Genomic DNA, 23510 nt, shown 5'->3' with positions numbered 1-23510 from the left:
AAACAGCCCCGGATGTGGACCGGGGCTGGAAAGGAGACTGCTACCGTTGGTTACTTTGGCTTACTTGGCAAAGTGCGCTTCAATTTCTTCCAAAGTCTTGCCCTTCGTTTCCGGCAGCAGGAAGGCTGCTGCCAGGAAGTACAGCACCGTGCAGCAGGCGCCAAAGAAGAACAGGGTCGAATAGCCGTGCAAACCCACCGTGGGCAGGAAGATGGCGGCGATCACTGTCGAGACGAACTGGTTGACCAGCAGGGCGATGCTCATGCCGTTCGAACGGATACGCGTCGGCATCAGCTCGGACAGGGCCAGCCACACGCACACGCCCGGTCCCACGGCAAAGCTGGAAACGAACACGCAGATGGCGATGGCCACCAGCCAGCCATGCGTGGACGAGGGCACGGGGCCCAGGCTGGCCTTCTCGATGCGCAGCGCCGCCTCGCGCCCGGCGGCCGGGTCGGCGAACGGATTGAGGTGCAGCTTGCGGAAGAACACGCCGATCACGCTGTCGGCCTGCACGGCGTCTTCGCGGGCGATGGTCACCTGGCGCAGCACGGGATCGTCGCTGCGCAAGCTTTTCACGTTGGTGAACGGGCCGTAGGCGTAGGCGATGGTCAGCTGCTGCGGCGTGCCGTCGGCCGCCGCGCCCAAGGCCGTCAAGGTAGCCGCGTCGAGGCGCAGGGACAGGCCGTCCGCTTGCACTTGCGCCGCGATGGCGGGGCGCACGTCGGCCAGGTGCGCTTCGGCGCCGCGGAACAGCAAGCCGGCCGCCAGCAGCGAGACGACGATGCCGCCCGTGCCCAGCATCAGCAGGAACTTGCGGCCCTTGCGGTCCACCAGCAGCACGGCCACCACCGTCATCACGGCGTTCAGCACCTTCAACAGCACGTCGGCCATGTTGGCCGAGGCGCCCGACAGGCCTGCCTGGTTCAAGATATTGACGACATAGGCGAGGATGGAATTGATGCCCGTGGCCTGCGTGCAGGCGAGGATCAGACAGGCCAGCAGGAATGGCAGCACATAGCGGCGGCTCAGCAGCGGATCCTTGGCCTTGCCGCTGGCCTTGGCCGTATTTTCCGGCGTGTCCTGCATCTCGCGCAGTTCGATGTCGGCGGCGGCGGGCAAGCGCGTGCGCAGCAGCGACTGGCGCGCCTGCTCGATGCGGCCCCGTTGCGCCAGCCAGCGCGGCGACTCTGCCAGCAGCAGGGCGCCGACGGTAAACACCAGGCCCGGCGTCAGGCAGACCCAGAAGATGCTGCGCCAGGCGTGGTCCTTGGCGGCGAAGATGGCGGCGATGCGGCCCGCTTCCGGCAAGGCTTGCGCCGCCTGCGTGGCCGTTTCCACCGTCTGCGCCTGCAGCAGGCCGATCAGGGCGGCGGCCACCAGGCCGATGGTCAGCAGCAGCTGGAACAGGGCGGCACCGCGTCCACGCTGTTGCGCGGGCAGGCATTCGGCCAGGTACAGGGGCACGACGACGCCGATCAAGCCGCCGCTGATGCCTTGCAGCAGGCGACCCAGCAGCAGTGGCGTGTAGCCGTCGGCCAGCGCGATCAGCGGGATGCTGGCGCTGAACAGGGCGCCGGCCAGGAACATCACCCAGCGCCGGCCCAGCAGGTCGGCCAGGGCGCCGGTGAACAGCGACGAGAGGACTGAACCCAGGAGCACGGCGGCGACGATAAAGCTCAGCTGTTGGGCCGTCAGTTTCCAGGCCACCGAGGCCGTCGATTCCAGGTAGGGCAGGGCGCCGGCGATGATGCCGATGTCTATGCCGTACAGCAATCCCCCCATGCCGGCAATAAATAGCAGGTAGCGCATGGCCCACACGGGGGCCTTGTGTGACGTGTCGTGCATGAAAACTCCGGGACGGGGTTGAGGTTGGGGGATGGATCTGGAGGCTGAATCTAGCGGGTGGAAAGATCGATGGCCGCGCCTTCGACGAAGACGGACACTGGCTGTAATTGGGAATCGAGGACGACGATATCGGCCCAGGCGCCCGGTGCCAGGCGGCCCCGTTCGGATTCGCCCAGGTAGTCGGCCGGGTACAGCGACAAGCGGTTCGAGGCGTCGGCCAGGTCCAGGCCCAGCTCGACGAAATTACGCAGGGCCTGGTCCATGGTCAGCACGCTGCCGGCCAAGGAGCCCGTGGCCAGGCGCACGCAGCCCAGGCATTTGTAGACGCGCTGCGTGCCCAGGCCGTATTCGCCGTCCGGCATGCCGGTGGCCGAGGTGGCGTCCGTCACGCCGTACAGGCGCGGGATGGCGCGCAGGGCCGCGCGCAGGGCGCCCTTGGCCACGTGCTGCAGGTCGGGGATGATTTCCGCGTATTCGGCATGCGCCAGCGCCGCGCCCACCATGCCCGGGTCGTAATGCGTCATGCCCGTCATGCCGTTGTACAGGTGGGTAAAACCGGAGACGCCGGCGTTCAGCGCCGCCACGCCTTCGTCATACGTGCCGGCGCTGTGGCCGATCTGCACGCGGATGCCCATCGCCGCCAGTTGCGGGATCAGTTCCAGGTGGCCGGGGATTTCCGGCGCCATGGTGAGCACCTTGATGGGGGCGATGGCGTGAAAACGCTGCACCAGCGCCAGGCTTGCCTGCACCACGTCGGGCGGCTGCGCGCCCAGGCGGTGCAGGTTTAAAAATGGGCCTTCCAGGTGCACGCCCAACATGCGCGCGCCGTTGGCCGGGCGCTCGGCGATGACGCCGGCCAGGCCTTGCAGGGCGTGCAGGATCGACGGTTCTTTCGCCGTCAGGGTGGTGCCCAGCAGGGCCGTGGTGCCATGGCGCGCATGCACTTGCGCTACGGTGGCGCCCGCGTCGTCGCCTTCCATGATGTCGACGCCGGCCGCGCCATGCACGTGCAGGTCGATAAAGCCGGGCAAAATGGTCAGCGCGCTGTCGGCGGCAGGGTCTTCTTGTATCTGGACGATGCGCTGGTCAAAGGTAATGGTGCCCGTGATCCAGCCAGATGGGGTAAGGATTCTGCCGCTCAGCATGTGTTATTCCGCTATAAAAAGTTCGATGCCCAGCTTTTGCAGCCCTTCGCGGTACTCCTGGCTGATGCTGGCATCGGTGATGACGGTATCGACCCGGTCCAGCTGCACGATGCGGTGCAGGCTGACGCGGCCGAACTTGGAGGCGTCCGTGAGGACGATGATTTTCTTGGCCCGTTCCACCATCTTGTGGTTCAGGCTTGCTTCCGCTTCGTGATGGGTGGTCACGCCAAACTGCAGGTCGAAGCCGTCCACGCCCAGAAACAGCTTGTCAAAGCTGTAGGCTTGCAAACAGGTTTCCGCCTGGCTGCCCTGGATCGACAGCGACTGCTTGCGCAGCAGGCCGCCCGTGAGGATCAGATCCACGCCAGGCGCGTCGGCCAGTTCCCACGCGATGTTCAGGCCATTCGTCGCCACCGTCACGCCGGTGGCGTCGCGCAAATGGCGCGCCAGCGAAATGGTGGTGGTGCCCGAGTCGATGATGATGTTGTCGCCCGGTTCCACCAGCCGCGCCGCATACGCGCCGATGCGCTCCTTCTGCTCGTGGTTGATGGCATCCTTCTGGCGTATCGTGTGTTCAAGCGGCGGCGTGCGCGTGAGGGTCGCGCCGCCGTGGCTGCGCGTGGCCATGCCTTGCGCTTCCAGCGCATTCAAGTCGCTGCGGATGGTGACCGCGGACACGCCGAGCTTTTCCACCAAGTCGGTCACCTGCACCGAGCCCTGCTGGGCAAGCATTTGGAGGATGGATTCACGGCGTTGGCTGGTATTTCGCATGGTGGCGGGCTCAGTAAAAAATGAAAATACCGAGCTTAACAGATTGCCGCTTCGGCAATGACGGGGACTGCCGCATTGCGGTTGCAGGCACGCGCATATTGCGCCAGCAAGCTGCCGATCTTGTGCTCGATCAAGGCCGGCGCCTGCGCTGGCAGGCTGCCCTGCACCACGGCCAGGTACTGCTCCGGCAAATGCTGGCTCAACAGCGGCAGCGGAATCGCCACGGTGTCCAGGTTGGCCAGCAGCTTGCCGACGGCGGCCGCCACTTCCGGTTCGCCCCAGTAATAGCGGCAACGGTCGCTCAAGCCGTAGCGGCGCATCAATCGCTGCTCGTCCGGCGTGCCCAGGTAATGCTTGATCCAGTTCTTCGGCTTGGCCACCATCACGTCGTCGAGCACCTGCATCAGTTGCGAGGTGGCGTGCGCTGGCAGCAGTTCTTCCTCGATCTGGCACAGCGCGAACAGCGCTTCGCGCAGGGCGAAGGTGGCGGCAGGGCCCACTTTCAGGATGGCGAAATGGTCGCGCACCATGGCGTGCAGGGCGGACTCGCGCTGGTAGTCGGTGGAATGGGCTTCGAACACGAGGCCAGGCTGCTCGGCGACAAAGGCCGACAGCTCGGTGGCGGCGTCCGCGTCGTAATGCTGGATGCTGCTCTGGTCGAAATCGACGCCCGGCTGCACCACCATGGCGATGACGCGGCGCCAGGCGCCATGCAGCTCGTTATCCAGGAAGGCGCGCCGGTGCACGTCGAGCGTGCGGCGCGCCGCTTGCGGGCTGGTGACGGCGCCGGCCTGCGCCAGCGACGCTTCGCCGCCGGGAACCGGCACTTCCGTACCGATCACGTAGACGGGCGGCGCGAATCCGGCGGCGGCCGCCGCCGCTTCGGCGACGATGCACAGGCGCGCCGAACGGGCGGCCACGGTTTCATCGTCGAGTTGCAAAGGGTCGTCGGCACAGCGCATGCTGCAATCGAGGTGGATTTTATGGAAGCCGGCGGCCGCATACGCGGCGATCAGGGTTTCGGCGTGGTCCATGGCGCTGGCCGCATCGAGATGCTGCCAGGCGTTCGGGCCCAGATGGTCGCCGCCCAGTACGAGGCGGCTGGCGGGGAAACCCTGTTCGCGGGCCAGTGCCAGCATGGTGTCGCGGAAAACGGCCGGGGTCATGCCCGTGTAGCCGCCGAACTGGTCGACCTGGTTCGACGTCGCCTCGACCAGCAGCACAGTGTCGTACTCGCTGGCCACGCGCATGGCGGCGCGCAGCACGCTCGGATGGCTGCAGCAGACGGCGTACAGTCCCACGCGCTCGCCGCGGCGGTGCGCCTTGATCACTTGCTGGATCGGGGACAGGGTAAAAGTCGGGTTTTCCGCTTGCTTCATCATGTTGACGCCTTTGTATGTTGTCGTATCAAAAGGGCCGCGCCGCGCGCGCCGCCGGCATCGCCAAAGCGGGGCGGCAGTATCGGCGGCACGTGCACGCCGGGGAACAGATGGCGCTTGACGGCGGCCGGCAGCTTGTCGTACAGGTGCGGCAGCTTGGACAAGCCGCCGCCGAGCACAATGACGTGCGGGTCGTAGGCTAGCACCAGGCCGGCCAACGCGTGGCCCAGCACGTCGAGGTGCACGGCCACCGTGCGCTGGGCCACGGCGTCGCCCATGTTGGCGCGCGCCACGATGGCCAAAGGCTCTGCGCCGTCGCCGCCAAAGTGAGCGTGGATTTTACGCATGGCGGGGCCGGAGACATAGCGTTCCAGGCAGCCCGCCTTGCCGCATGGGCAGGGGTAATCGGTCAAGCCATGCTGCGCCAGCAGGGTGGCGGGCAGGCTCCAGTGGCCCCATTCGCCGGCCACGCCGTTAAAGCCGCGCAGCAGCTGGCCGCCCACGCAATAGCCGCCGCCTGCGCCCGTGCCGAGAATGGCGCCGAACATGCTGGCGGCATTGTCGGCCGCGCCGCCCTGCGCTTCCGACAGGGCGAAGCACTGGCAATCGTTGCCGATGGCGACAGGACGTTGCAAGGCCTGCTGCAGGGTTTGCGCCACCAGGCGGCCGTTCAGGGCCGGCACGTTGGAGCTGAGCTGGCGGCCAGTGGCGCTGTCGATCACGCCGGGCAAGCCGATGCCGACGGGCGCCGTCGTGCCCAGAGCGGCGTCGCCGCGCGCCACCAGGTCGACGATGGCTTGCACGAAGGCGGCAAAGTCGTCGCCCGGCGTGGCTACCCGTTCGCGGAACACTTCCGCCAGCGCGCCATCGTGGTCGGCAAAGGCGACCAGCTCCATCTTGCTGCCGCCGATGTCGATGCCGTGGTAACCGGCGGTGTGATTAGAATTGGTCATGGCCATAGATGGTGACGCCCTGCACGACACGGTTGACGATGCCGCCGGCGAATGGATTGTCGGGGCGCAGTTGCAGCAGCGCGGACTGGTGCAGCGCATATTGCTGCGCCATCAGCAGCCACAGCGGAGCCAGCCAGGCGTCGGGCCAGGCCGGCGCATCGGCAGATAAGTCGCTGCCGATGCCCACCGTCAGGCAGCGCTGCGCCACGCTGTCGCGCTGCAGCTCTTTCAATAGGTCGTCTTCATACTGGCGCGCCAGGGGCTTGCTGCTGCGCAGCAGGATTACCAGCGATTCCGTGGTGACGGCCGATTTCGGGCCGTGGCGGAAGCCCAGCGGCGTATTCGCCATCGCCATCACCCGGCCGCCCGTCAATTCCAGGATCTTCAATGCCGCTTCCTTGGCCAGCGCTTCCAGTGGCCCGCTGCCCAGGTAGACGACGCGCTGCACCGGTGTCGAACCCAGGTCCGCCACGGGCGCCGACCAGTCGCGCAAGGCTTGCTCGCCGAGGCCGGCCATGGTCTCCAGGCGATTCAGATCCGTGTCCTTGCCCAGCACCGACAGGGCCGCCAGCAGCATGCTGCTGAAACTGCTGGTCATGGCGAAGCCGCGGTCGCAGCTGCCTTCCGGCATCAGCAGGTTATACGTATTGCTGTCGTTGGCGCCCTGGCGCGCCAGCTTGCCGTCCGCGTTGCAGGTGATGTTCAGGAAGCGCGCGCCGGGCACGACCTGGCGCAGCAGTTCCACGGCCGCCAGGCTTTCAGGGCTGTCGCCGCTGCGGGCAAACGAGACGAGCAGGGTGGGCGCGTCCGCTTCCAGGTATAGCTCATGGTGCGTCAGCAAGGTTGTGGTGGCGATGGCGCGGATTTGCGCCGGCCAGGCCGCATTCAGGGTATCGACGACGATCTCGCCCACATAGGCCGAGCTGCCGGCGCCCGTCAGGATGACGCGTTGCTGCGGATTCGACAGTGCGTCGCCGAGGAAGGCGGCCAGGGCTGCTTGTTCATTGCGCAAAATGCTGGCCAGCGCGCGCCAGATGGTCGGCTGGTGGGCGATTTCCTCGGCCGTGTGCAGGCCGCCGATGTCGCGCCAGGTTTGAATGTCACGCTGAAGAAGGGTAGTCATGAGAGCTCAGTAAAGTGTTTGTTGGAGAAAGCATAAATACTAAATTTCGAAAAGTCAAATACGAAAGTAAAACGAAAGTAAATAGTTTTCTGTCTTGCGAAATAATGTCGCTTTAAAGACATCGAAGCGTGCTGCGGTGCAGCGTAAAAGCCCGTGGCGGCGCGGCTTGTCGCTGAAATGCCACGATAACGAAAGTATGTTTTGTGACATTTTGGTGAAACGTAAGAAAAATGCGCCAATTATGGGCATTTTATTAATAAATTACCGCTTTAACTTTCTTTTGATTGACGATATTTATTTTTCTTCTTAAAGTATTTCATCGAATCACTTCTGAAAGCCGATAGATGAAACCTCTCCCGCTTCCCCGCCGCGTCCTTGCCGCCTGTGTCCTCGCCGCCCTCGCCACCTTGTCTGCGCAAAGCTTGCAGGCCGCGCCTATCGGCAACCTGGCCAGCGTGAGTGCCGTGCACGCGGCCGACGTGGCCAAGGGCGAGGCACTGGGCTGGGATCTGCGCAGCGACACGGGCATGCAGCTGCGTATCAGCCTGCCGCAGGTGGACGTGCTGCGCATCCAGGCCGGCGGAAAAGGGGGCTTGACGGGACCGGGCGACAAGGCCGCGCCCATCGTCGTGGGCCAGCCTGCCGCGCAGGTGGCGTACCAGATCCATGAACAGCCCGACCATATCCTGATCAGCACCGAAGCCCTGAGCCTGCGCATCGACCGCAAACCGTTGCGCTTTACTCTGCTGCGCAAGGGCGATGCGGTGCCCCTGTGGCGCGAGGTGCAGCCGCTGTCGCTCGACGACAAGCAGGGCGTGCAAGTGTTATCGAGCCTGCCGGGCGAGCGGTACTTTGGCGGCGGCCAGCAGAATGGCCGCTTCGAATTCAAGGGCAGGCAGGTGCCCGTGTCCTATTCGGGCGGCTGGGAGGAGGGCGACCGGCCGAATCCCGCGCCATTCCTCATGAGTTCAAGGGGTTGGGGCATGCTGCGCAACACCTGGTCCGACGGGAGCTACGACTTGCGCGACAAGGAGCAGATCTCGCTGCAGCACGCGGAAGGGCGCTTCGATGCGTATTTCTTCGTCGGCAAGGACCTGCGCGACGTCGTCGCCCGCTACACGGACCTGACGGGCCGCGCGCGCATGCTGCCCCGCTGGGCGCTGGAATACGGCGACGCCGATTGCTACAACGATGGCGACAATGTGAAAAAGCCCGGTTCCGTGCCGAAGGGCTGGACGGATGGCCCCACGGGCAAGACGCCGGACGTGGTGGAAACGGTGGCGCGCCAGTACCGCGAACACGACATGCCGGGCGGCTGGATACTGCCCAACGACGGCTACGGCTGCGGCTACACGAACTTGCCGGATACGGTGAAGGGCCTGGCCGGCTACGGTTTCCGCACGGGCCTGTGGACGGAAAACGGCGTCGACAAGATCGCCTGGGAAGTGGGCCAGGCGGGCAGCCGCGTGCAAAAGCTCGACGTGGCGTGGACGGGCAAAGGCTACCAATTCGCCATGGATGCGAACAAGTCGGCCTACGACGGCATCCTGAACAACTCCGACAGCCGGCCGTTCCTGTGGACGGTGATGGGCTGGGCCGGCATCCAGCGCTACGCCGTGGCGTGGACGGGCGACCAGAGCGCCAGCTGGGACTACATCCGCTGGCACATTCCCACGCTGATCGGCTCGGGCCTGTCCGGCCAGGCGTATGCGTCGGGCGACGTGGACGCCATCTTCGGCGGCAGCCCGGAAACCTATCTGCGCGACCTGCAGTGGAAAAGCTTTACGCCCGTCCTGATGGGCATGTCCGGCTGGGCTGCGGCCGAACGCAAACACCCGTGGTGGTTCGAGCAGCCGTACCGCGACATCAACCGCCGCTATCTGAAGCTCAAGATGCGCCTCACTCCCTATATGTATACCCTGGTGCGCGAAGCGGAGCAATCGGGCGCGCCGCTGGTGCGCGGCCTGATGTGGGATTATCCGCAAGACCCGGCCGCCTACACGGAAGCCTATAAATACCAGTTCCTGCTGGGCCGCGACGTGCTGGTGGCGCCCGTCTACCGCAGCCAGGCCGTCAGCGGCGGCTGGCGCAAGGGCATCCATCTGCCGCAAGGCACGTGGTACGACTACTGGGATGGCCGGCAGGCCACGGCGGACGCGAAAGGACGCGACCTGGACATGCAGGTGACGCTGGATAAATTGCCCGTGTTCGTGCGCGCCGGCGCCATCCTGCCCATGTATCCGGAAATGCTGTACGACGGCCAGAAGCCGAAGGATCAGCTGACCCTCGATATCTACCCGCACGGTGATTCCGAATACACCCTGTATGAAGACGATGGCAACACGCGCCAGTACCAGGGCGGCGCCTTCAGCCGGCAAGTCATCCGCATGCGCCAGACGGGCGGCGATGTGCAGGTCGACATCGGCGCCGTCGATGGCCAGTACCAGGGTCAGGAAGCGCGCCGCGGTTATGCGCTGCGCATGCTGGCGGGCCAGGCACCGGCCGCCGTGCGCGTTGGCGAACGGCTGATCGCGGCAGCGGGCGACCGCGCTGCCTACGACAAGGCGGCAGAGGGCTGGTATTTCGACGCGGCTGACAGGCAAGGCACCCTGCACGTGAAAGTGGCGGCGCAGGACATCCGCCAGCCTTTAGCTTTGCAGGTCGCCGGCGCGCTGGCCGTGGCACGAGTGGACGCGGATTTCCCCGCTGCCCCCGTGCCGGGCCGCGCCTTGCCGGCCGATGCCATGCAGGTGGTGGCGCGTCCTGCGGAAGAAAGCGGCTACCCGCTGGAAAACGCCTTCGATGGCAAGCCGGAGACGTGGTTCCGCACCGTGCGCAGCCCGTCCGTGAAAAGCGGTCCGCACGAATGGGTGATCGGCTTCACGGAGCGGCGCCTGGTCGACGGCATTGAACTGGCGCCGCGCAACGACCAGCACTGGAAACATGGCCAGGTGCGCGACTATGAAATCTACATCGGCGACAACAACGGCGAATGGGGCGCACCGCTGGTGCGGGGCACCTTGAAACTGCAGGAAGGCGTGCAGACGATTACTTTCCCCGCCACGGCCGGGCGTCTGCTGCGCTTCCGCGTCATGAGTACGCAAAATCCGGAAGGCGATGGCGCGGCGTCCCTGGACCCGATGGTGACGGCAGCGCAGGCGGGGCCGGTGGCGCGCGCGTTCGACGCAGCGCTGGCCACTGACGTGGCGCCCGTCACCTTGTCCGCATTCCGCGTGCTCGAGCACAGAGTGGCCGAAGGCGAGGAGGTGCAGCGCTACCTGTCGGACCTGGCGCTGCCAAGGAATATCGCGAAAGACCGGCCAGCTGGCAAGGCGGCCGAGATGCGCATGAACGGGCTGTGGTTCCGCAAGGGCCTCGGCGTGGGACCTGCCAGCCGCATCGACTTGCAGCTGGCGGGCAACTGGAATCTGCTGCGCGCCGACCTGGGCGTGGACGATAGCTGCCGCAGCGCGGGCGGCTTGCAATTCCAGGTCTGGAGCGGTGAGCGGCTGCTGTATGACAGCGGTCTGGTCACGGCTCCCGGGGTGGTCAAACCCGAAATCGACGTGCGCGGCCTGAGCCAGCTCAGTTTGCGCACCCTGGGCGCGCGCGGCGCCCACCCGGCCCAGGTTTGCGGCAACTGGGCCAACGCCGTGCTGACCGGCACGGAAGGCGCGACCGTCAAGCCGCGCTAGACACATCATCATTTCACTACAAAGGAGCCCCTCTTCGGACCGGGGAGGGGCTCTTGCAAGCTGACGAAAACAAATCACTTATAAAAAGGGAGTTGGGAATGCACTTGAAAAAACTGATGGCCGCCATGGTGGCGGTAGGGTTGGCGTCGACGGCGCTGGCAGCCGAGGAGGAGAAACTGGCGCGCGTCGAAGTGACGGGCTCCAGCCTGAAGCGCATCAACGCGGAAACGGCGTCGCCGGTGCAGGTGATCAACGCCAAGCAGATCGAAAACATGGGCGCGCTCACCTTGCTGCAAGTGCTCGACAACCTGCCCGCCGCCCGTCCGGCGCAGCAGGATTTTCGCTCGATGTTCACGGGTTCCGATGGCGGTTCGCAAGCGAATTTGCGCGGCCTGGGCGCGCAGGGCACCTTGGTGCTCTTGAACGGCCGCCGCCTGTCGTTCTATGGCGCGCCGGCCGGCTTCCAGACCATGTTCGTCAATATCGACGCCATTCCCGCCGCCGCCATCGAGCGCATGGAGATTTTGACGGACGGCGCGTCGGCCGTGTATGGCTCCGATGCCGTGGCCGGCGTTATCAACGTGATCACGAAAAAGTCGTATCAAGGCCTGGAAGCGCGCGCCAATGGCGAGTTTTCACCGAGCGTGAAAGCCTATGGCGAACGCCAGGCCAGCGTGCTGTATGGCCTGGGCGACCTGGCCAGCGACGGCTACAACATCTACGGTTCCGTGAATGTCTACCAGCGCGACCGCATCGCGCTGGCCGACACCTGGCAGAAGCGTCCTTCGTATTTTTATGCGAACAATCCCAATTTCATCCCGAACATGCGCGTGGGCGTCGGCAGCGAACCGGGCACCATGAATCCGGGAACCTTCTTTGTCTTCGACAAGGCCAATAACAATGCCCGCACCCAGCGCGCCGTCAATGGCTGCAACAACAGCATCACCGAAGCGTCGGGCACGCGCTGCGTGTGGAATGCGCTGCCCAACCAGCTCGACACGGGGCCTACCTCGGAGCGGGCCACGGCTTACCTGAGCGGCCGGTTGAAACTGGGCGGCGACATGGAAGCGTTCGCGGAAGGCGCCTTCACCCACATCAAGATGCGTGGCGAGAATGGCCCGTCCAGCTTCAATAGCGGCAGCACGAACAACTGGTTCGCGCGAAATACGGGCAATACCCTGAATACCTTCGCCACGCCTTTCCTGAGCCCGAACAATGTCTACCTGAAAGGCAAGCTCGATGCCGACATGGTGGCCAGGATGGGCGGCGCAGCCGGCTTGAATTACCTGCTGCAGGATGCGACGGGCCACTTCGGCCAGAAGAATGTCGATGAAAACTACCGCGCGCTCGTCGGCCTGCGCGGCAGCATCGGCGGCGGCTGGGATTTTGAAACGGCGCTCAGCGTGGCGGGCAGTCATTCGACCCTGTTCCAGACGGCGAACATCAACATCAAGGGCTTCGAGCAGGCATTCGGGCCGTTCACGAAAGACCCCGTCAGCGGCCGCACGTATATCTCTGACAATCCCGCCTACAAGTTCGGCGAAATCAGCGAGGCGAATGCGGCGCTGGTGCGCGCCGCTTACCCGACGTTTGCCATCGAATCCTGGACCAAACTGATGACCTGGGATGCGAAAGTGGAAGGCACCCTGTTCAAGCTGGGCGAGCGCGAAGTACGCGCCGCCGTCGGCACCAACGTGATGCGCGAGAGTTTTCTCACGCCCGGCAACGCGGATGCGGCCAATGGCCTGATCACGCAGCAGGGCGGTTCCTGGTTCGACGGCCGGCGCACCATCGCCGCCGTGTTTGGCGAAGTGGTGGTGCCGCTCAGCGACACCCTGGAAGTCAACGCGGCAGCGCGCGTGGACAAATACCCGCATTTCTCGGCCAACCTGGCGCCCAAGCTGGGCGTGATCTGGCGCGCGCGGCCGGACCTGATGCTGCGCGGGACGTATTCGGAAGGCTTCCGCGCACCCAATCTGGCCGAATCGGGCACGGGCGGCGTCTTTGCACAGGTGGGCGGCATCCGCGACACGGTGCGCTGCGATGAAACGAATGCCATGGCGCGCGCCCTGATGAAGTCAAAAATAGCGACGGATGCGGACCTGGGCAAGAGCCTGCTCAATTCGAACTGCTCCACGACGGTGGGCGGCCTGACGCCGCCGAACCAGAACCTGCGTCCGGAAAAGGCGAAGATATCGACCGTGGGTCTGGTGCTGCAGCCGGCCAAGGACGTGAGCATCTCCATCGATTACTGGTTCATCAACCGCCGGGACGAAATCGTGCGCCAGGACTTCAACGAGCTGTTTACGGAACTGGTGGGCAAGTACGGCCCGACCCTGGCCGGCACATCGAGCGCCATCCGCAACGACCTGACGGACACGGACCGGGGCAATGTGGCGGCGGTGGCGGCCATGTGCGCCAATCCCGCCAATGCTGGCGTGTGCGCGGGCGGCGTGCCCGGCTACTCGGTGGGCAACCTGGGCGGCTTGATCAACTCGTATTCGAACCGCGGCCGCACTTTGATGGACGGCGTGGACATCGACGCCCGCACGCGCTTCGCGCTCGGCGACTGGGGCAAGCTGAGCACCGGCATCGCCGCCACCATCCGCAAGCGCGACACCCACGACAGCGAGGACGGCAGCGACATCAAGGGCAACACCGTCGGCTACTACGATTCGCCGCGCTACCGCGCCACCGTGAATGCCGACTGGAGCTACCGTAACTTCGTCAGCAGCGTCTTCGTCAACTATTCGGGCAAGACGCGCTGGGCCTATGGTCCCTGGGACAAGGACAATACGCCGGAAAACTGCACCGCCGCCTCGGTGGCGCTGCCGGCCGGCCAGTGCAAGGGCGCGCCGTCGTACACGACGGTCAACCTGGCCTTCAGCTGGAAACCGATCAAGCACCTGGACGTGGGCCTGAACGTGAAAAACGCGTTAAACAAGCAGCCGTACTACGACCCGAACGGCTGGGAAGGCTACAACCATAGCCAGGACCTGTTCGGCCGCCAGTTCGCCCTGTCAGCCAGCTACAAGTTCTTTTAAGGCGTGACCTTGTCCCGGTCCGCCAGCCAGCATGGTGGCGGGCCGGGGTATTGCTACAAAAAGAAAAGACAACATTCTAAAATGTGCAATACGAAAGATAAACGTAAGTGAAAGGCGATTGCCCTGGCTGCTTTCGCGTTGATATCCTCAGATTTCTGCGCCGATTCTGTGCTCATGGCCCTCTCCATGCCTATGTGTGTATCCGTCATACCACGATAACGAAAGTTATCTGACGCATTGTCGATTAAATCGAAAGATAAAACGCCTTTATTTACTGAATTTAGCAATAAATTTGCGTTATAACTTTCTTTTTGTTGACGATACTTATTTTTCTTTTTAAAGTAATCCCAAGAAAACGAAAATCAGCCGATACGGACTGATTTCCCGGAAGGCGCAATTGCCTGGCTGCGCCAGCCGACGACCACCATAAGAATTGCATCCCCCGGCTCCGCCCTGGAGCGGGGAGGGCGCGCATAACCCTCGATATAGACGGAGACACACCATGCATACCACCCGACTCAAATTGCGCGACATCAGCCGCGCCGCCGCGATCGTGATCGCCCTGGCGGCCGGCGTGCCAGGCCAGGCCTGGGCACAGTCGAACGCCACCAGCACCATTTTCGGTGAAGTAAGCGCGCCGGCCGGCGCCACCGTGGTGCTGGAAAACCTGGCGACAGGCGTGCAGCGCAGCCTGACGCCCGATACGTCGGGCCGCTACGTGGCCAACTCCATGCCGCCAGGGCGCTATGCGGTGCGCGTGCTGCGTGCGGGTTCGGTGGAAGCATCGCAGGAAGTCGAAGCCCTGATCGGCGCCGGCGCGGAGGCGAACTTCGGTCCGGCCAGCGCGGCAGGCGCCGTGGGCCAGGAGCAGACCGTCGTGGTGAAGGCGTCGCGCAATCCGATCGACGTGTCGAACACGAACAATGGCGTGATTTTCACGGCCAAGGAATTGAAGGCGCTGCCGGTCGGGAACGACGTCGCTTCCATCGTGCAGCTGACGCCGGGCGTGGCGCGCGGCACCAACAGCGCATATGGCAATGCGCCGTCGATCGGCGGCTCGGGCCAGTCGGAAAACGCGTTCTACGTCAACGGCTTCCCCATCACGAATCTCCTGACCCAGGTGGGCGCGTCGGAACTGCCGTTTGGCGCGATCTCCAACCTGCAGGTGCTGTCGGGTGGTTACGGCTCGGAATTTGGCCGTTCCACGGGCGGCGTGATCAACATCACTACCAAGAGCGGCGGCAACAAGGTCGAATTCGGCGGCAAGGTGTCCATCATCCCCCGTTCGTTGAAGGGCACGACGGAAAACCGCTATTACCCGAACACGGGCGCCAATCCGGACACGGATGGCACCTTGAAGTACTGGAACCGCGATAACGGCAGCACCAGCAAGGTCGTCGGCTTGTACGGCAGCGGACCGCTGATCAAGAACAAGCTGTTCGCCTTCGTGGCGCTGGAACAGACGCGCACGGACGGCGGCGCCGTCGCCGGTGCGCGCGACGACTCGGACAAGGTGCTGCCGAACGGCTGGCGCGAGAGCAAGAGCAAGGTTGACCGCATGATGGCCAAGCTCGATTACAACCTGACGGACGACCATCATTTTGAATATACCAAGCTGTATGACCGCACGACTACGGATAGCCAGAGCTATGGTTTCGACTATGCCACCTTGAAACGCAACAACGTGCCTGGCGGCGGGAGCGAGACCACCATCAACTGCTGCGGCTCGTCGGCTGCACCGGGTGCGAATGTCGACATCTTCAAGTACACGGGCTACCTGACGGACAACCTGACGGTGACGGCAATGATGGGACAATCGCGCACCAGCCACCGCCGCACTCCCGAAGGCTATGACCCCAGCCTGGCGCAAACCAAGTCCATCCAATCGACGCAAGTCCCTGGCCTGGTCTACATGAACCCGCAATCGGTCACGGGCACCCTGACCGACCCTTCCTCGGAGGACCGCCAGAAGGCCAAGCGCCTGGACCTGGAATACAAGCTGGGCAAGCATTCGCTGCGTGGCGGCATCGACCGCATCGACGTGGAATCGCAAGTGGGCCTGAGCCTGGCCGGCGGCTATCGCTGGAACTACCTGCGGGCGACAGATCCGAATCTGCCGATCAACGGCGCCTTTGAAACGCCGGCCCAGGGCCAGGGCTACGGCAAGGATGGCTATTACGTCAGCAAGGACCTGAACGCCAACCTGGCCCGTCCGACCAGCGTGCAATCGGCGCAGTACATCCAGGATCACTACCAGGTCACGGAACGGGTGCTGCTGGACCTGGGCCTGCGCCGCGAGCAGTTCACCAACTACAGCACCGATGGCGTGGCTTTTATCTCGCAGCGCAACATGATCGCCCCGCGCGTGGGCGCCACCTGGGATTACCTGGGCGACGGCACCCTGAAATTCTTCGCCAACGGCGGCCGCTACCACCTGCCGGTGCCATCGAATTTGTCGAGCAACATGGCCAGCCCCTTCCTGGCCACCAGCGAGATGTACACCTATACGGGCGTCGATCCCGTCACGGGCGCGCCGACGGGCCTGCACGCCATCAGCAAGCCGTATTCGGCCAACAACGCGTATGGCCAGAGCCGCGATGCGCGCGAGGTGACGGCCGTCGGCCTGAAGCCGCTGTCGCAGGATGAATTCTCGCTGGGCTTCGAACGCGCCTTGAGCAAGAAGCTGGTGGTGGGCGCCAGCTTCCTGTACCGCAAGCTGAACGACACCAACGACGACGTCTGCGACGAGCGTCCGCTGCAAGCCTGGGCCACGCGCAACGGCGTCGACACGGGCAACTGGAGCGGTTTCCAGTGCGCCATCATCAACCCTGGCCGCGACAACAGCCTGATGGTGGACTTTGACGATGGCAAGGGCCTGCGCCGCGTGGATATTTCGGCGGCGGAGTGGGGCAACCCACTGCCATCGCGCACCTACCGCGCCTTGAACATGTTCATCGAGCACCCGTACACGAATGGCTGGTACGGCAAGCTGACCTACACCTTGTCCGGCCTGAAGGGCAATATGGAAGGCCAGACGGACAGCATCGGCGGCGGCGACGTGGGCCTGACCGTCAGCGACGATCACAAGGAGCTGATGTACAACGCCTATGGCTACCTGCCGGGCGACCACCGCCACGCCTTCAAGGCCTACGGCTTCATGCAGGTCATCCCGGACGTGATGGTCGGCGCCAACCTGTCGCTGACCTCGGGTGCGCCGCGCAACTGCATCGGCGCGCTGCCCGACAACCTGAGGTTCGAGAACGACTATGGCGATTCCTACTTCTATTGCAATGGCAAGCCGGCGCCGCGCGGCAGCCAGGGCCGCCTGCCGTGGCAAGCCCAGCTGGACATGAACGTGGCCTATACTCCCAGCGCCGTCAAGGGCCTGAGCCTGAAGGTGGACGTCTTCAATGTGTTCAACAGCCAGACCGTGACCCGCTACAGCGAAACGCGCGAAGACCATGGCGCCATCTCTCGCAATTACCTGCAGGTCGATGGGCGCACGGCGCCGCGTTCCGTGCGCTTCACGGCTGAATACACCTATTAAACTGCAGCCGGCCCGCTGCAAGGCGGGCCGGCGACGAACATTACCAATGGAAGCGAGTAGAGACCAATGACAACACAAATCAATCGACGCAATTTCCTCTCCGCCAGCGCCGCGCTGGCCGGTGGCGCCATGGCCGGCAGCGCACTGCTGCCCGGCGACGCCAGCGCCGCACCTGCGGCCGGCCGCGACAAGGTCCGCCTGGGCGTCATCGGCACGGGCATGCGCGGCCAGGTGCTGCTGGCCGAACTGGTGCGCCGCGATGACGTGGAAGTGGTTGCCCTGTGCGATATCGAACCGATCATGCTGAAACACGCGCTGGGCCAGGTGGCCAAAGCCGGCAAGCCGCGTCCGCGCACGTATGGCGAAGACCGCGACCAGAAAGCCTACAAGCGCATGCTGGACGCGGGCGGCCTCGATGGCGTGATCATCGCCACGCCGTGGGAATTCCACGCGCCGATGGCGATCGCCGCCATGCAGGCGAAGATACCCGTCGGTTGCGAAGTGGTGGCCGGTATCACACTGCAAGACCACTGGGATGTCCTGAATACCCAGCTGAAAACGGGCACGCCGTACATGTTGCTGGAAAACGTGTGCTACCGCCGCGACGTGATGGCCGCGCTGCAGATGGTGCGCGCGGGCCTGTTCGGCGAACTGCTGCACCTGCAGGGCGGCTACCAGCATGATTTGCGCGCCGTGAAATTCAACAGCGGCAATCCGGCCAAGCCGTATGGCGGCGGCGTGGAATTCGGCGAGAAGGGCTGGTCGGAAGCCCATTGGCGCACGCAGCACTCGGTCGAGCGCAATGGCGAACTGTATCCGAGCCACGGCATTGGTCCGTGCGCCATGTACACCAACATCAACCGCGGCAACCGTTTTACGCGCATCAACGCCTTCGCCACCAAGGCGCGCGGCTTGCACGACTACATCGTCAAGCAGCCGGGCGGCGCGCAGCATGCGAACGCCAAGGTGAAATTCAAGCTGGGCGACGTGGTCACCACCACCCTGGCGTGCGAGAACGGCGAAACCATCATTCTGCAGCACGATACGAGCCTGCCGCGTCCATACTCGCTGGGCTTCCGCGTGCAAGGCACGGATGGCCTGTGGATGGATTTGAACAATTCGATTCACATTGAGGGCGTCAGCAAGCCGCACCAGTGGGATGACTTCAAGGCCTACCAGGACAAGTATGAGCATCCGGTGTGGCGCAAATATGCGGCGCAAGCGGAAGGCGCGGGCCATGGCGGCATGGACTTCTTCGTCATCCACGCCTTTGTCGAAGCGCTGAAGGCGAATGCGCCGATGCCGATCGATATCTACGATGCCGTGACGTGGAGCGCCATCACGCCCCTGTCCGAGCAATCGATCGCCGCCAACTTCCAGACTCTGGACTTCCCGGACTTCACGGGCGGACAGTGGAAATCGCGCAAGCCGATCTTCGCCCTCGACGGCAAGTACTAAGCCTGCATAACCCGCTACCGCACCAGTTGCCGTAGCGGGTTTTTTCTATCCCTATGCATTTTTCAACCGCGGCGCAGGTGCGCAGGCCCGTGTTCGCCCGCCGCAAAGCTTCACCACCAGGAGACGTTGATGAAACACAGAAGTTCATTACTCTATGCCATCCTTCCCGCCATGCCCTTGCTGCTGGCAGCCTGCGGCGGCGCCACCGCCACGGGCAACGGCAATACGGCCTTGCTGGCATCCAGCGTGGCGGCGCCCGCCACGACGGCGACCGTGGAACTGGCCGGCAACGCCTTCATCACCAGCGGGGACGCAGGCGCCGTCATCAACGAGCGCGGCCTGGCCGGCTGGAGCAATCCGGCTGCCGTCGCCAGCACGTATTTCCGCGTGGCAGAGGCGGGGCCGGTGCAGGTGGCGCTCGACGCCAGCCTGGCCGATGGCGGCAACAGCACCATCCGCGTGAAGATCAACGGCACGCCGTTCGACGTCAAGCTGGCCGGCAAGGAACGCAAGACCTATGCCGTCGGCACGGTCAATGTGGCGGCGGCCGGCTATGTGAAGGTGGACTTGCAGGGACTGTCGCGCGCCAAGGCCACGTTTGGCGACGTCTCCGCGCTGAAGGTGACTGCGAACGCCGCGCTCACCTACGCCAGCGATCCTGCAAATTACTACTGGTCGCGGCGCGGCCCCTCCGTGCACATGGGTTACACGGTGCCGGCCAATACCGAGTATTTCTATAACGAGATGACGATTCCCCAGGGCCAGGACGCCATCGGTTCCTACTTCATGGCCAACGGCTTTGGCCAAGGTTACATGGGCATCCAGGTGAAATCGCCGAGCGAGCGCTGGATATTGTTCTCCGTGTGGGACGCCGACAATGGCGCCAAGACCACGCTGGTCAGCAAGGGCGCCGGCGTGGTCGACAACGCGTTTGGCGGCGAGGGCACGGGCGGCCAGACGTATCTGTCGTATAACTGGGCAGCCGGCACGACGTACCGCTTCATCACGCGCGCGCGGCCCGACGGCAATGGCGGCAGCGATTACTCGGCCTGGTTCTTCGCCCCGGAAACGGGCAAGTGGCGCTACATCGCCACCTGGAAGCGGCCGGCGATTTCCACGTATCTGACGCGCGTGCATTCCTTCCTCGAGAACTTCATCGATACCCTGGGCTACACGGAGCGGCGCGTCCAGTTCGGCAATCAGTGGGCGAGGAACGTTTCCGGCACCTGGTCGGAAGTGACGGCAGGGCGCTACACGGGCGACGCCACGGCCACCAACGCGCAGCGCATGGATTATGCGGGCGGCCTGGAAAACGGCAGGTTCTACCTGCATAACGGCGGCTTCTTCGCTGATGTCGTGAAAACCGGCCAGAACTTTACGCGCCCGGCCACGGGCCAGGCGCCGGCTGTCGATGTGGCGGCCTTGCCGATGCAATAGGCGTGGTTTCTCAGAACGGCCGCTTGCCCACCATCGCTTCGATGCCGCGATAGTAGGTGAGCGGCCGGCCTATCGTCACGCCCATCAATGCCGCCGCCTGGATGATGTCGTTTGTATCGCGCCGGTACACGACCAGCGCATCCATTTCGTCGGTGCCATTGCCGTCGATCTGGATCAGGTCATAGCCGCCTTCGTCCACGGCGCGTTGCGCCAGTTCCGTGTCCAGCCACTCGAAATAGGGCAGCGCGCTGCCGTCGCTGTCCTTGAGCAGCTCGTACGGGAAGTCGGGAAATTCGTCGAACATGTCCTGGATCTGTTCGTGCAGTTCATCGAGCTTGTCGCTCGACGCCATATAGCCGCCCAGCTGCGAGAGCAGTTCCACCGCATAGGCCTGCGCATCGCTGTCGATCCACTCGTCGCGCGGCGCGGAGGGAGCCTCGGTGATGGCGGCGACGGCGTCGTCGAGTTCCTCGCCTTCCAGTTCACCGCAGGTCAGCTTGGTCAATAGTTCGGATAAGAGCATGGTTGCCTTTCAGGGGAGCGGCATGGCCAGGGTGGCTGCCTTGTCGATGAAGTTGCCAATACTATCATTGCCGTGCAGCTTGCCGCGCTCTGCAGAACGCGTACTGCGTCCTTTGACTACTTGTCAACTAGACATTTTTGTTCCAGGCGGATACACTGAAAATATTTCCAATTGGAAATATTTGTTTGGGCTCATGCAGGCACAGGCACGCTTGTCGTCCTTTGCCCTTTGCCCTTTTGCCCATTACTTGTTACCCATTTCTTCATTTTATTCAGGATCATCCATGTTTGTCCGAACCACCATGCTGCGCGCGCTGGCGTGCGCCGTCTTGCTGCCTGCGCTGTTGTCGGCCTGCGTCACCGGCCGCAATAGCGCGCCTGCGTTTACCTACACGACACCCGACCTTGCCAAGGGCGTTGTCGTCGGCACCGTGTTCGAGAGCTCCGTCTTCGAGGCGCATGGCGCCAGGTTCGGCATTGTCAGCAGCGACCCTGCCGCCCTCGAGGGCAAAAGTCTGTGGTTATCCAGCCATGCTCCCGCCGGCCAGGTCGCCTTGCAGAATGTCTTGCCAAAAGTGCCCACGAGCAAGGGCAGCACCTTTGCGCTGCAGCTGACGCCGGGACGCTACAGCGTTATCATCTGGCTGCTTGACTATGGATTCAGGTCCAGGTACTCCGAATCGTCGCCGAAGCCGATCGAGTTTGACGTCGTTGCTGGCAAGGTCATCTACCTGGGACGTCTGGATGCCAACCGTTCCCTGGAAGTGGCATCGATACACGACAATTTCGAGGAAGATATCGCATACCTGAAGAAAAATCCCTTGCTGGCCAATGCCAGCATCGAGAACAAGGCGCTCGAGGTGCGTGAATGGTGGCTACAGGACGCCCTTGGCAAGGAAATTCAGGAAAGAAACCGCGCCAAGTAAGCACCTGCCGGGTGGGGCGGCGGCCGGCAGGTCGCTTGCGCCGCAGCACCGCATGGAGATAGAATGCGAATCATTATTATTTGCAAGCTAGGGAGTATGCGACGTGCCGCCTGCCCAATCCGGCGTCCACCAGGAGGTGGGTAGCCTGTATCACGATCACCACCGGTGGCTGCAAGGCTGGCTCAAACACAAGCTGGGCAACGCGTTTGATGCGGCCGACGTGGCGCACGACACCTTCATGCGCCTGCTGAACCGCGACGAGGCCATCGCCGCGCGCGAACCACGCGCCTTCCTGACGACCGTGGCCAAGGGCGTGCTGGGCAATCTGTACCGCCGGCGCGACCTGGAGGCGGCCTACCTGGAAACCCTGGCCAGCCTGCCGGCGCAAAGTGCGCCCGATCCCGAGGCGCAGGCGATCCTGCTCGAAGCCCTGTTCGACATCGACCGCCGCCTCGATGGCCTGGCGCCTGCCGTGCGCCGCGCCTTTCTGCTGTCGCAACTCGATGGCATGCCGCAGGCGGCCATTGCGCTGGAACTGAATATCTCCCTGGCCACCGTGCAGCGCCACCTGGTGAAAGCCATGCACCAGTGCTTCTTTTCCCAAGCAGTCTCGTGATGGGCGCGCTCACGCCGGAAGCGCCAAGCTTGCAAGCAGTGGAATGGCTGGTGCGCCTGCAGGCCGGCGATTGCGCGCCCGAGGTGGAACAGGCTTGGCGCGCCTGGCGGGCCAGCGACGCGGAAAATGAGCAAGCATGGCAGCATATCGAAGCGTGCATGGCGCGCATGCGCGGCTTGCCCGGGCCGCTGGCGCACGGCACCCTGGCGCGCAAGCCCGCCCACGCGCAAGCGAATGCGGCGCGGCGCCAGTCTTTGAAACTCCTGGCGCTGCTGGCCGTGGGTGGCGGCGCCTGGCTGGCGGGTGGCGATGAGCAGGCGCGCTTCTGGCTGGCCGATTACCGCACTGGCACGGGCGAATTGCGCCACATCGTGCTGGCAGACGGCACGCGCATCGCCCTCAACACGGCGTCCAGCATCGATGTGCGTTTCGACGCGGGTCAGCGCCTGGTGACGGTATTCAAAGGCGAGATCATGGTCACGACCGCGCACGATGCGGCTGGCCGGCCCTTTGTCGTGCGCACGCCGCAAGGCCGCTTGCAACCGGTGGGCACGCGCTTTGCCGTGCGCGTCGAAGGCGAACGCACGCAGCTGGGCGTGTTCGCGGGCGCCGTCGACATCGTGCCGGAACGGGCGCCTGAGGTGGCGCGCAGGTTGCAGGCAGGCGAACAAGCGACTTTCACGGCGGGCAGCGTTGGCTCCGTCGAGCTTCTGCCAGCCGGCGCCGATGCGTGGACGGCCGGCATGCTGGTGGCGCGCGACATGGCGCTGGCCGATTTTATCGGCGAGCTGGCACGTTACCGCCATGGGCGCCTGGCCTGCGACCCGGCTATTGGCCACCTGCGCGTCTCCGGCATCTATCCGCTGGCCGATACCGACAAGGTACTCGACATGCTGACGCGCACCTTGCCCGTCGACGTGCGCCAGAGCACGCGCTTCTGGGTGAGCGTGGTGCCGCATCGGCAGCATCCATGATTATTTTCCGAAAAACTGAGGGGTTTTCGATTCTCGCGTGACATAGCAAGTGAACCCTTCATTCACTTTCAG

The 23510-nt window shown here is 64.1% G+C and carries 15 protein-coding genes; 8 read left to right on the top strand and 7 right to left on the bottom strand.

Features of this window, described 5'->3' with window-relative positions; all coding sequences use genetic code 11:
- Positions 1 to 60: 60 nt before the first annotated feature.
- Genes SJI03_RS10520 through SJI03_RS10495 form a run of 6 tightly spaced genes read right to left on the bottom strand, consistent with a single transcriptional unit; the run spans position 61 to position 7219 of the window.
- Positions 61 to 1848 carry an MFS transporter gene (locus SJI03_RS10520; RefSeq protein ID WP_322427133.1) on the bottom strand — a complete coding sequence of 596 codons (1788 nt, stop codon included), beginning with the start codon at positions 1846 to 1848 and terminating at the stop codon, positions 61 to 63.
- A gap of 50 nt (positions 1849 to 1898) precedes the next feature.
- Positions 1899 to 2993, bottom strand: a complete 1095-nt coding sequence (locus SJI03_RS10515) for an N-acetylglucosamine-6-phosphate deacetylase (protein WP_322427132.1) — start codon at positions 2991 to 2993, stop codon at positions 1899 to 1901.
- Between the two features lie 3 nt (positions 2994 to 2996).
- Positions 2997 to 3764: a DeoR family transcriptional regulator gene (locus SJI03_RS10510; protein WP_034751280.1), complete on the bottom strand. Its 768-nt coding sequence runs from the start codon at positions 3762 to 3764 to the stop codon at positions 2997 to 2999.
- 35 nt (positions 3765 to 3799) lie between these two features.
- Positions 3800 to 5143 (bottom strand): D-tagatose-bisphosphate aldolase, class II, non-catalytic subunit, encoded by a 1344-nt coding sequence (locus tag SJI03_RS10505; protein WP_322427336.1) that lies wholly within the window; start codon positions 5141 to 5143, stop codon positions 3800 to 3802.
- A complete protein-coding gene (locus tag SJI03_RS10500) occupies positions 5143 to 6096 on the bottom strand; it encodes an ROK family protein (RefSeq protein WP_322427131.1) in 954 nt (317 codons plus the stop codon). Before SJI03_RS10500 ends, SJI03_RS10505 begins: the two co-directional genes overlap by 1 nt.
- Positions 6083 to 7219 carry an SIS domain-containing protein gene (locus SJI03_RS10495; RefSeq protein ID WP_322427130.1) on the bottom strand — a complete coding sequence of 379 codons (1137 nt, stop codon included), beginning with the start codon at positions 7217 to 7219 and terminating at the stop codon, positions 6083 to 6085. The genes SJI03_RS10500 and SJI03_RS10495 overlap by 14 nt, the downstream gene beginning before the upstream one ends.
- Positions 7220 to 7563: 344 nt before the next feature.
- Here SJI03_RS10495 and SJI03_RS10490 point away from each other — a divergent pair, with 344 nt between their 5' ends.
- From SJI03_RS10490 to SJI03_RS10470, 5 genes are all read left to right on the top strand, one after another.
- Positions 7564 to 10914 (top strand): TIM-barrel domain-containing protein, encoded by a 3351-nt coding sequence (locus SJI03_RS10490; RefSeq protein ID WP_322427129.1) that lies wholly within the window; start codon positions 7564 to 7566, stop codon positions 10912 to 10914.
- Between the two features lie 98 nt (positions 10915 to 11012).
- A complete protein-coding gene (locus SJI03_RS10485) occupies positions 11013 to 13958 on the top strand; it encodes a TonB-dependent receptor plug domain-containing protein (RefSeq protein ID WP_322427128.1) in 2946 nt (981 codons plus the stop codon).
- Between the two features lie 502 nt (positions 13959 to 14460).
- Complete coding sequence (locus SJI03_RS10480; protein WP_322427127.1) at positions 14461 to 17505, top strand: TonB-dependent receptor; 3045 nt, start codon at positions 14461 to 14463, stop codon at positions 17503 to 17505.
- A gap of 66 nt (positions 17506 to 17571) precedes the next feature.
- The gene (locus SJI03_RS10475; RefSeq protein WP_322427126.1) at positions 17572 to 18963 is read left to right on the top strand and encodes a Gfo/Idh/MocA family protein; all 1392 of its coding nucleotides are present in this window, start codon (positions 17572 to 17574) and stop codon (positions 18961 to 18963) included.
- Positions 18964 to 19092: 129 nt separating this feature from the next.
- The gene (locus tag SJI03_RS10470) at positions 19093 to 20400 is read left to right on the top strand and encodes a DUF3472 domain-containing protein (protein WP_322427125.1); all 1308 of its coding nucleotides are present in this window, start codon (positions 19093 to 19095) and stop codon (positions 20398 to 20400) included.
- A gap of 10 nt (positions 20401 to 20410) precedes the next feature.
- On the opposite strand, the gene SJI03_RS10465 is transcribed toward SJI03_RS10470, so the two are convergent.
- Complete coding sequence (locus tag SJI03_RS10465; RefSeq protein ID WP_322427124.1) at positions 20411 to 20923, bottom strand: hypothetical protein; 513 nt, start codon at positions 20921 to 20923, stop codon at positions 20411 to 20413.
- 283 nt (positions 20924 to 21206) lie between these two features.
- Between SJI03_RS10465 and SJI03_RS10460 the strand changes: the two genes are divergently transcribed.
- The 3 genes from SJI03_RS10460 (at position 21207) to SJI03_RS10450 (ending at position 23438) form a co-directional block, all read left to right on the top strand.
- A complete protein-coding gene (locus SJI03_RS10460) occupies positions 21207 to 21848 on the top strand; it encodes a hypothetical protein (RefSeq protein WP_322427123.1) in 642 nt (213 codons plus the stop codon).
- Between the two features lie 103 nt (positions 21849 to 21951).
- The gene (locus SJI03_RS10455; RefSeq protein WP_322427122.1) at positions 21952 to 22464 is read left to right on the top strand and encodes a sigma-70 family RNA polymerase sigma factor; all 513 of its coding nucleotides are present in this window, start codon (positions 21952 to 21954) and stop codon (positions 22462 to 22464) included.
- A complete protein-coding gene (locus SJI03_RS10450) occupies positions 22464 to 23438 on the top strand; it encodes a FecR domain-containing protein (RefSeq protein ID WP_322427335.1) in 975 nt (324 codons plus the stop codon). Before SJI03_RS10455 ends, SJI03_RS10450 begins: the two co-directional genes overlap by 1 nt.
- Positions 23439 to 23510 lie beyond the last annotated feature (72 nt).

The sequence above is a fragment of the Janthinobacterium sp. GMG1 genome (genome assembly GCF_034427795.1).
GTDB lineage: Bacteria > Pseudomonadota > Gammaproteobacteria > Burkholderiales > Burkholderiaceae_D > Janthinobacterium.
Note: the sequence above shows the minus strand (reverse complement) of the source record. Positions and strands in the feature narration are given on the sequence as shown.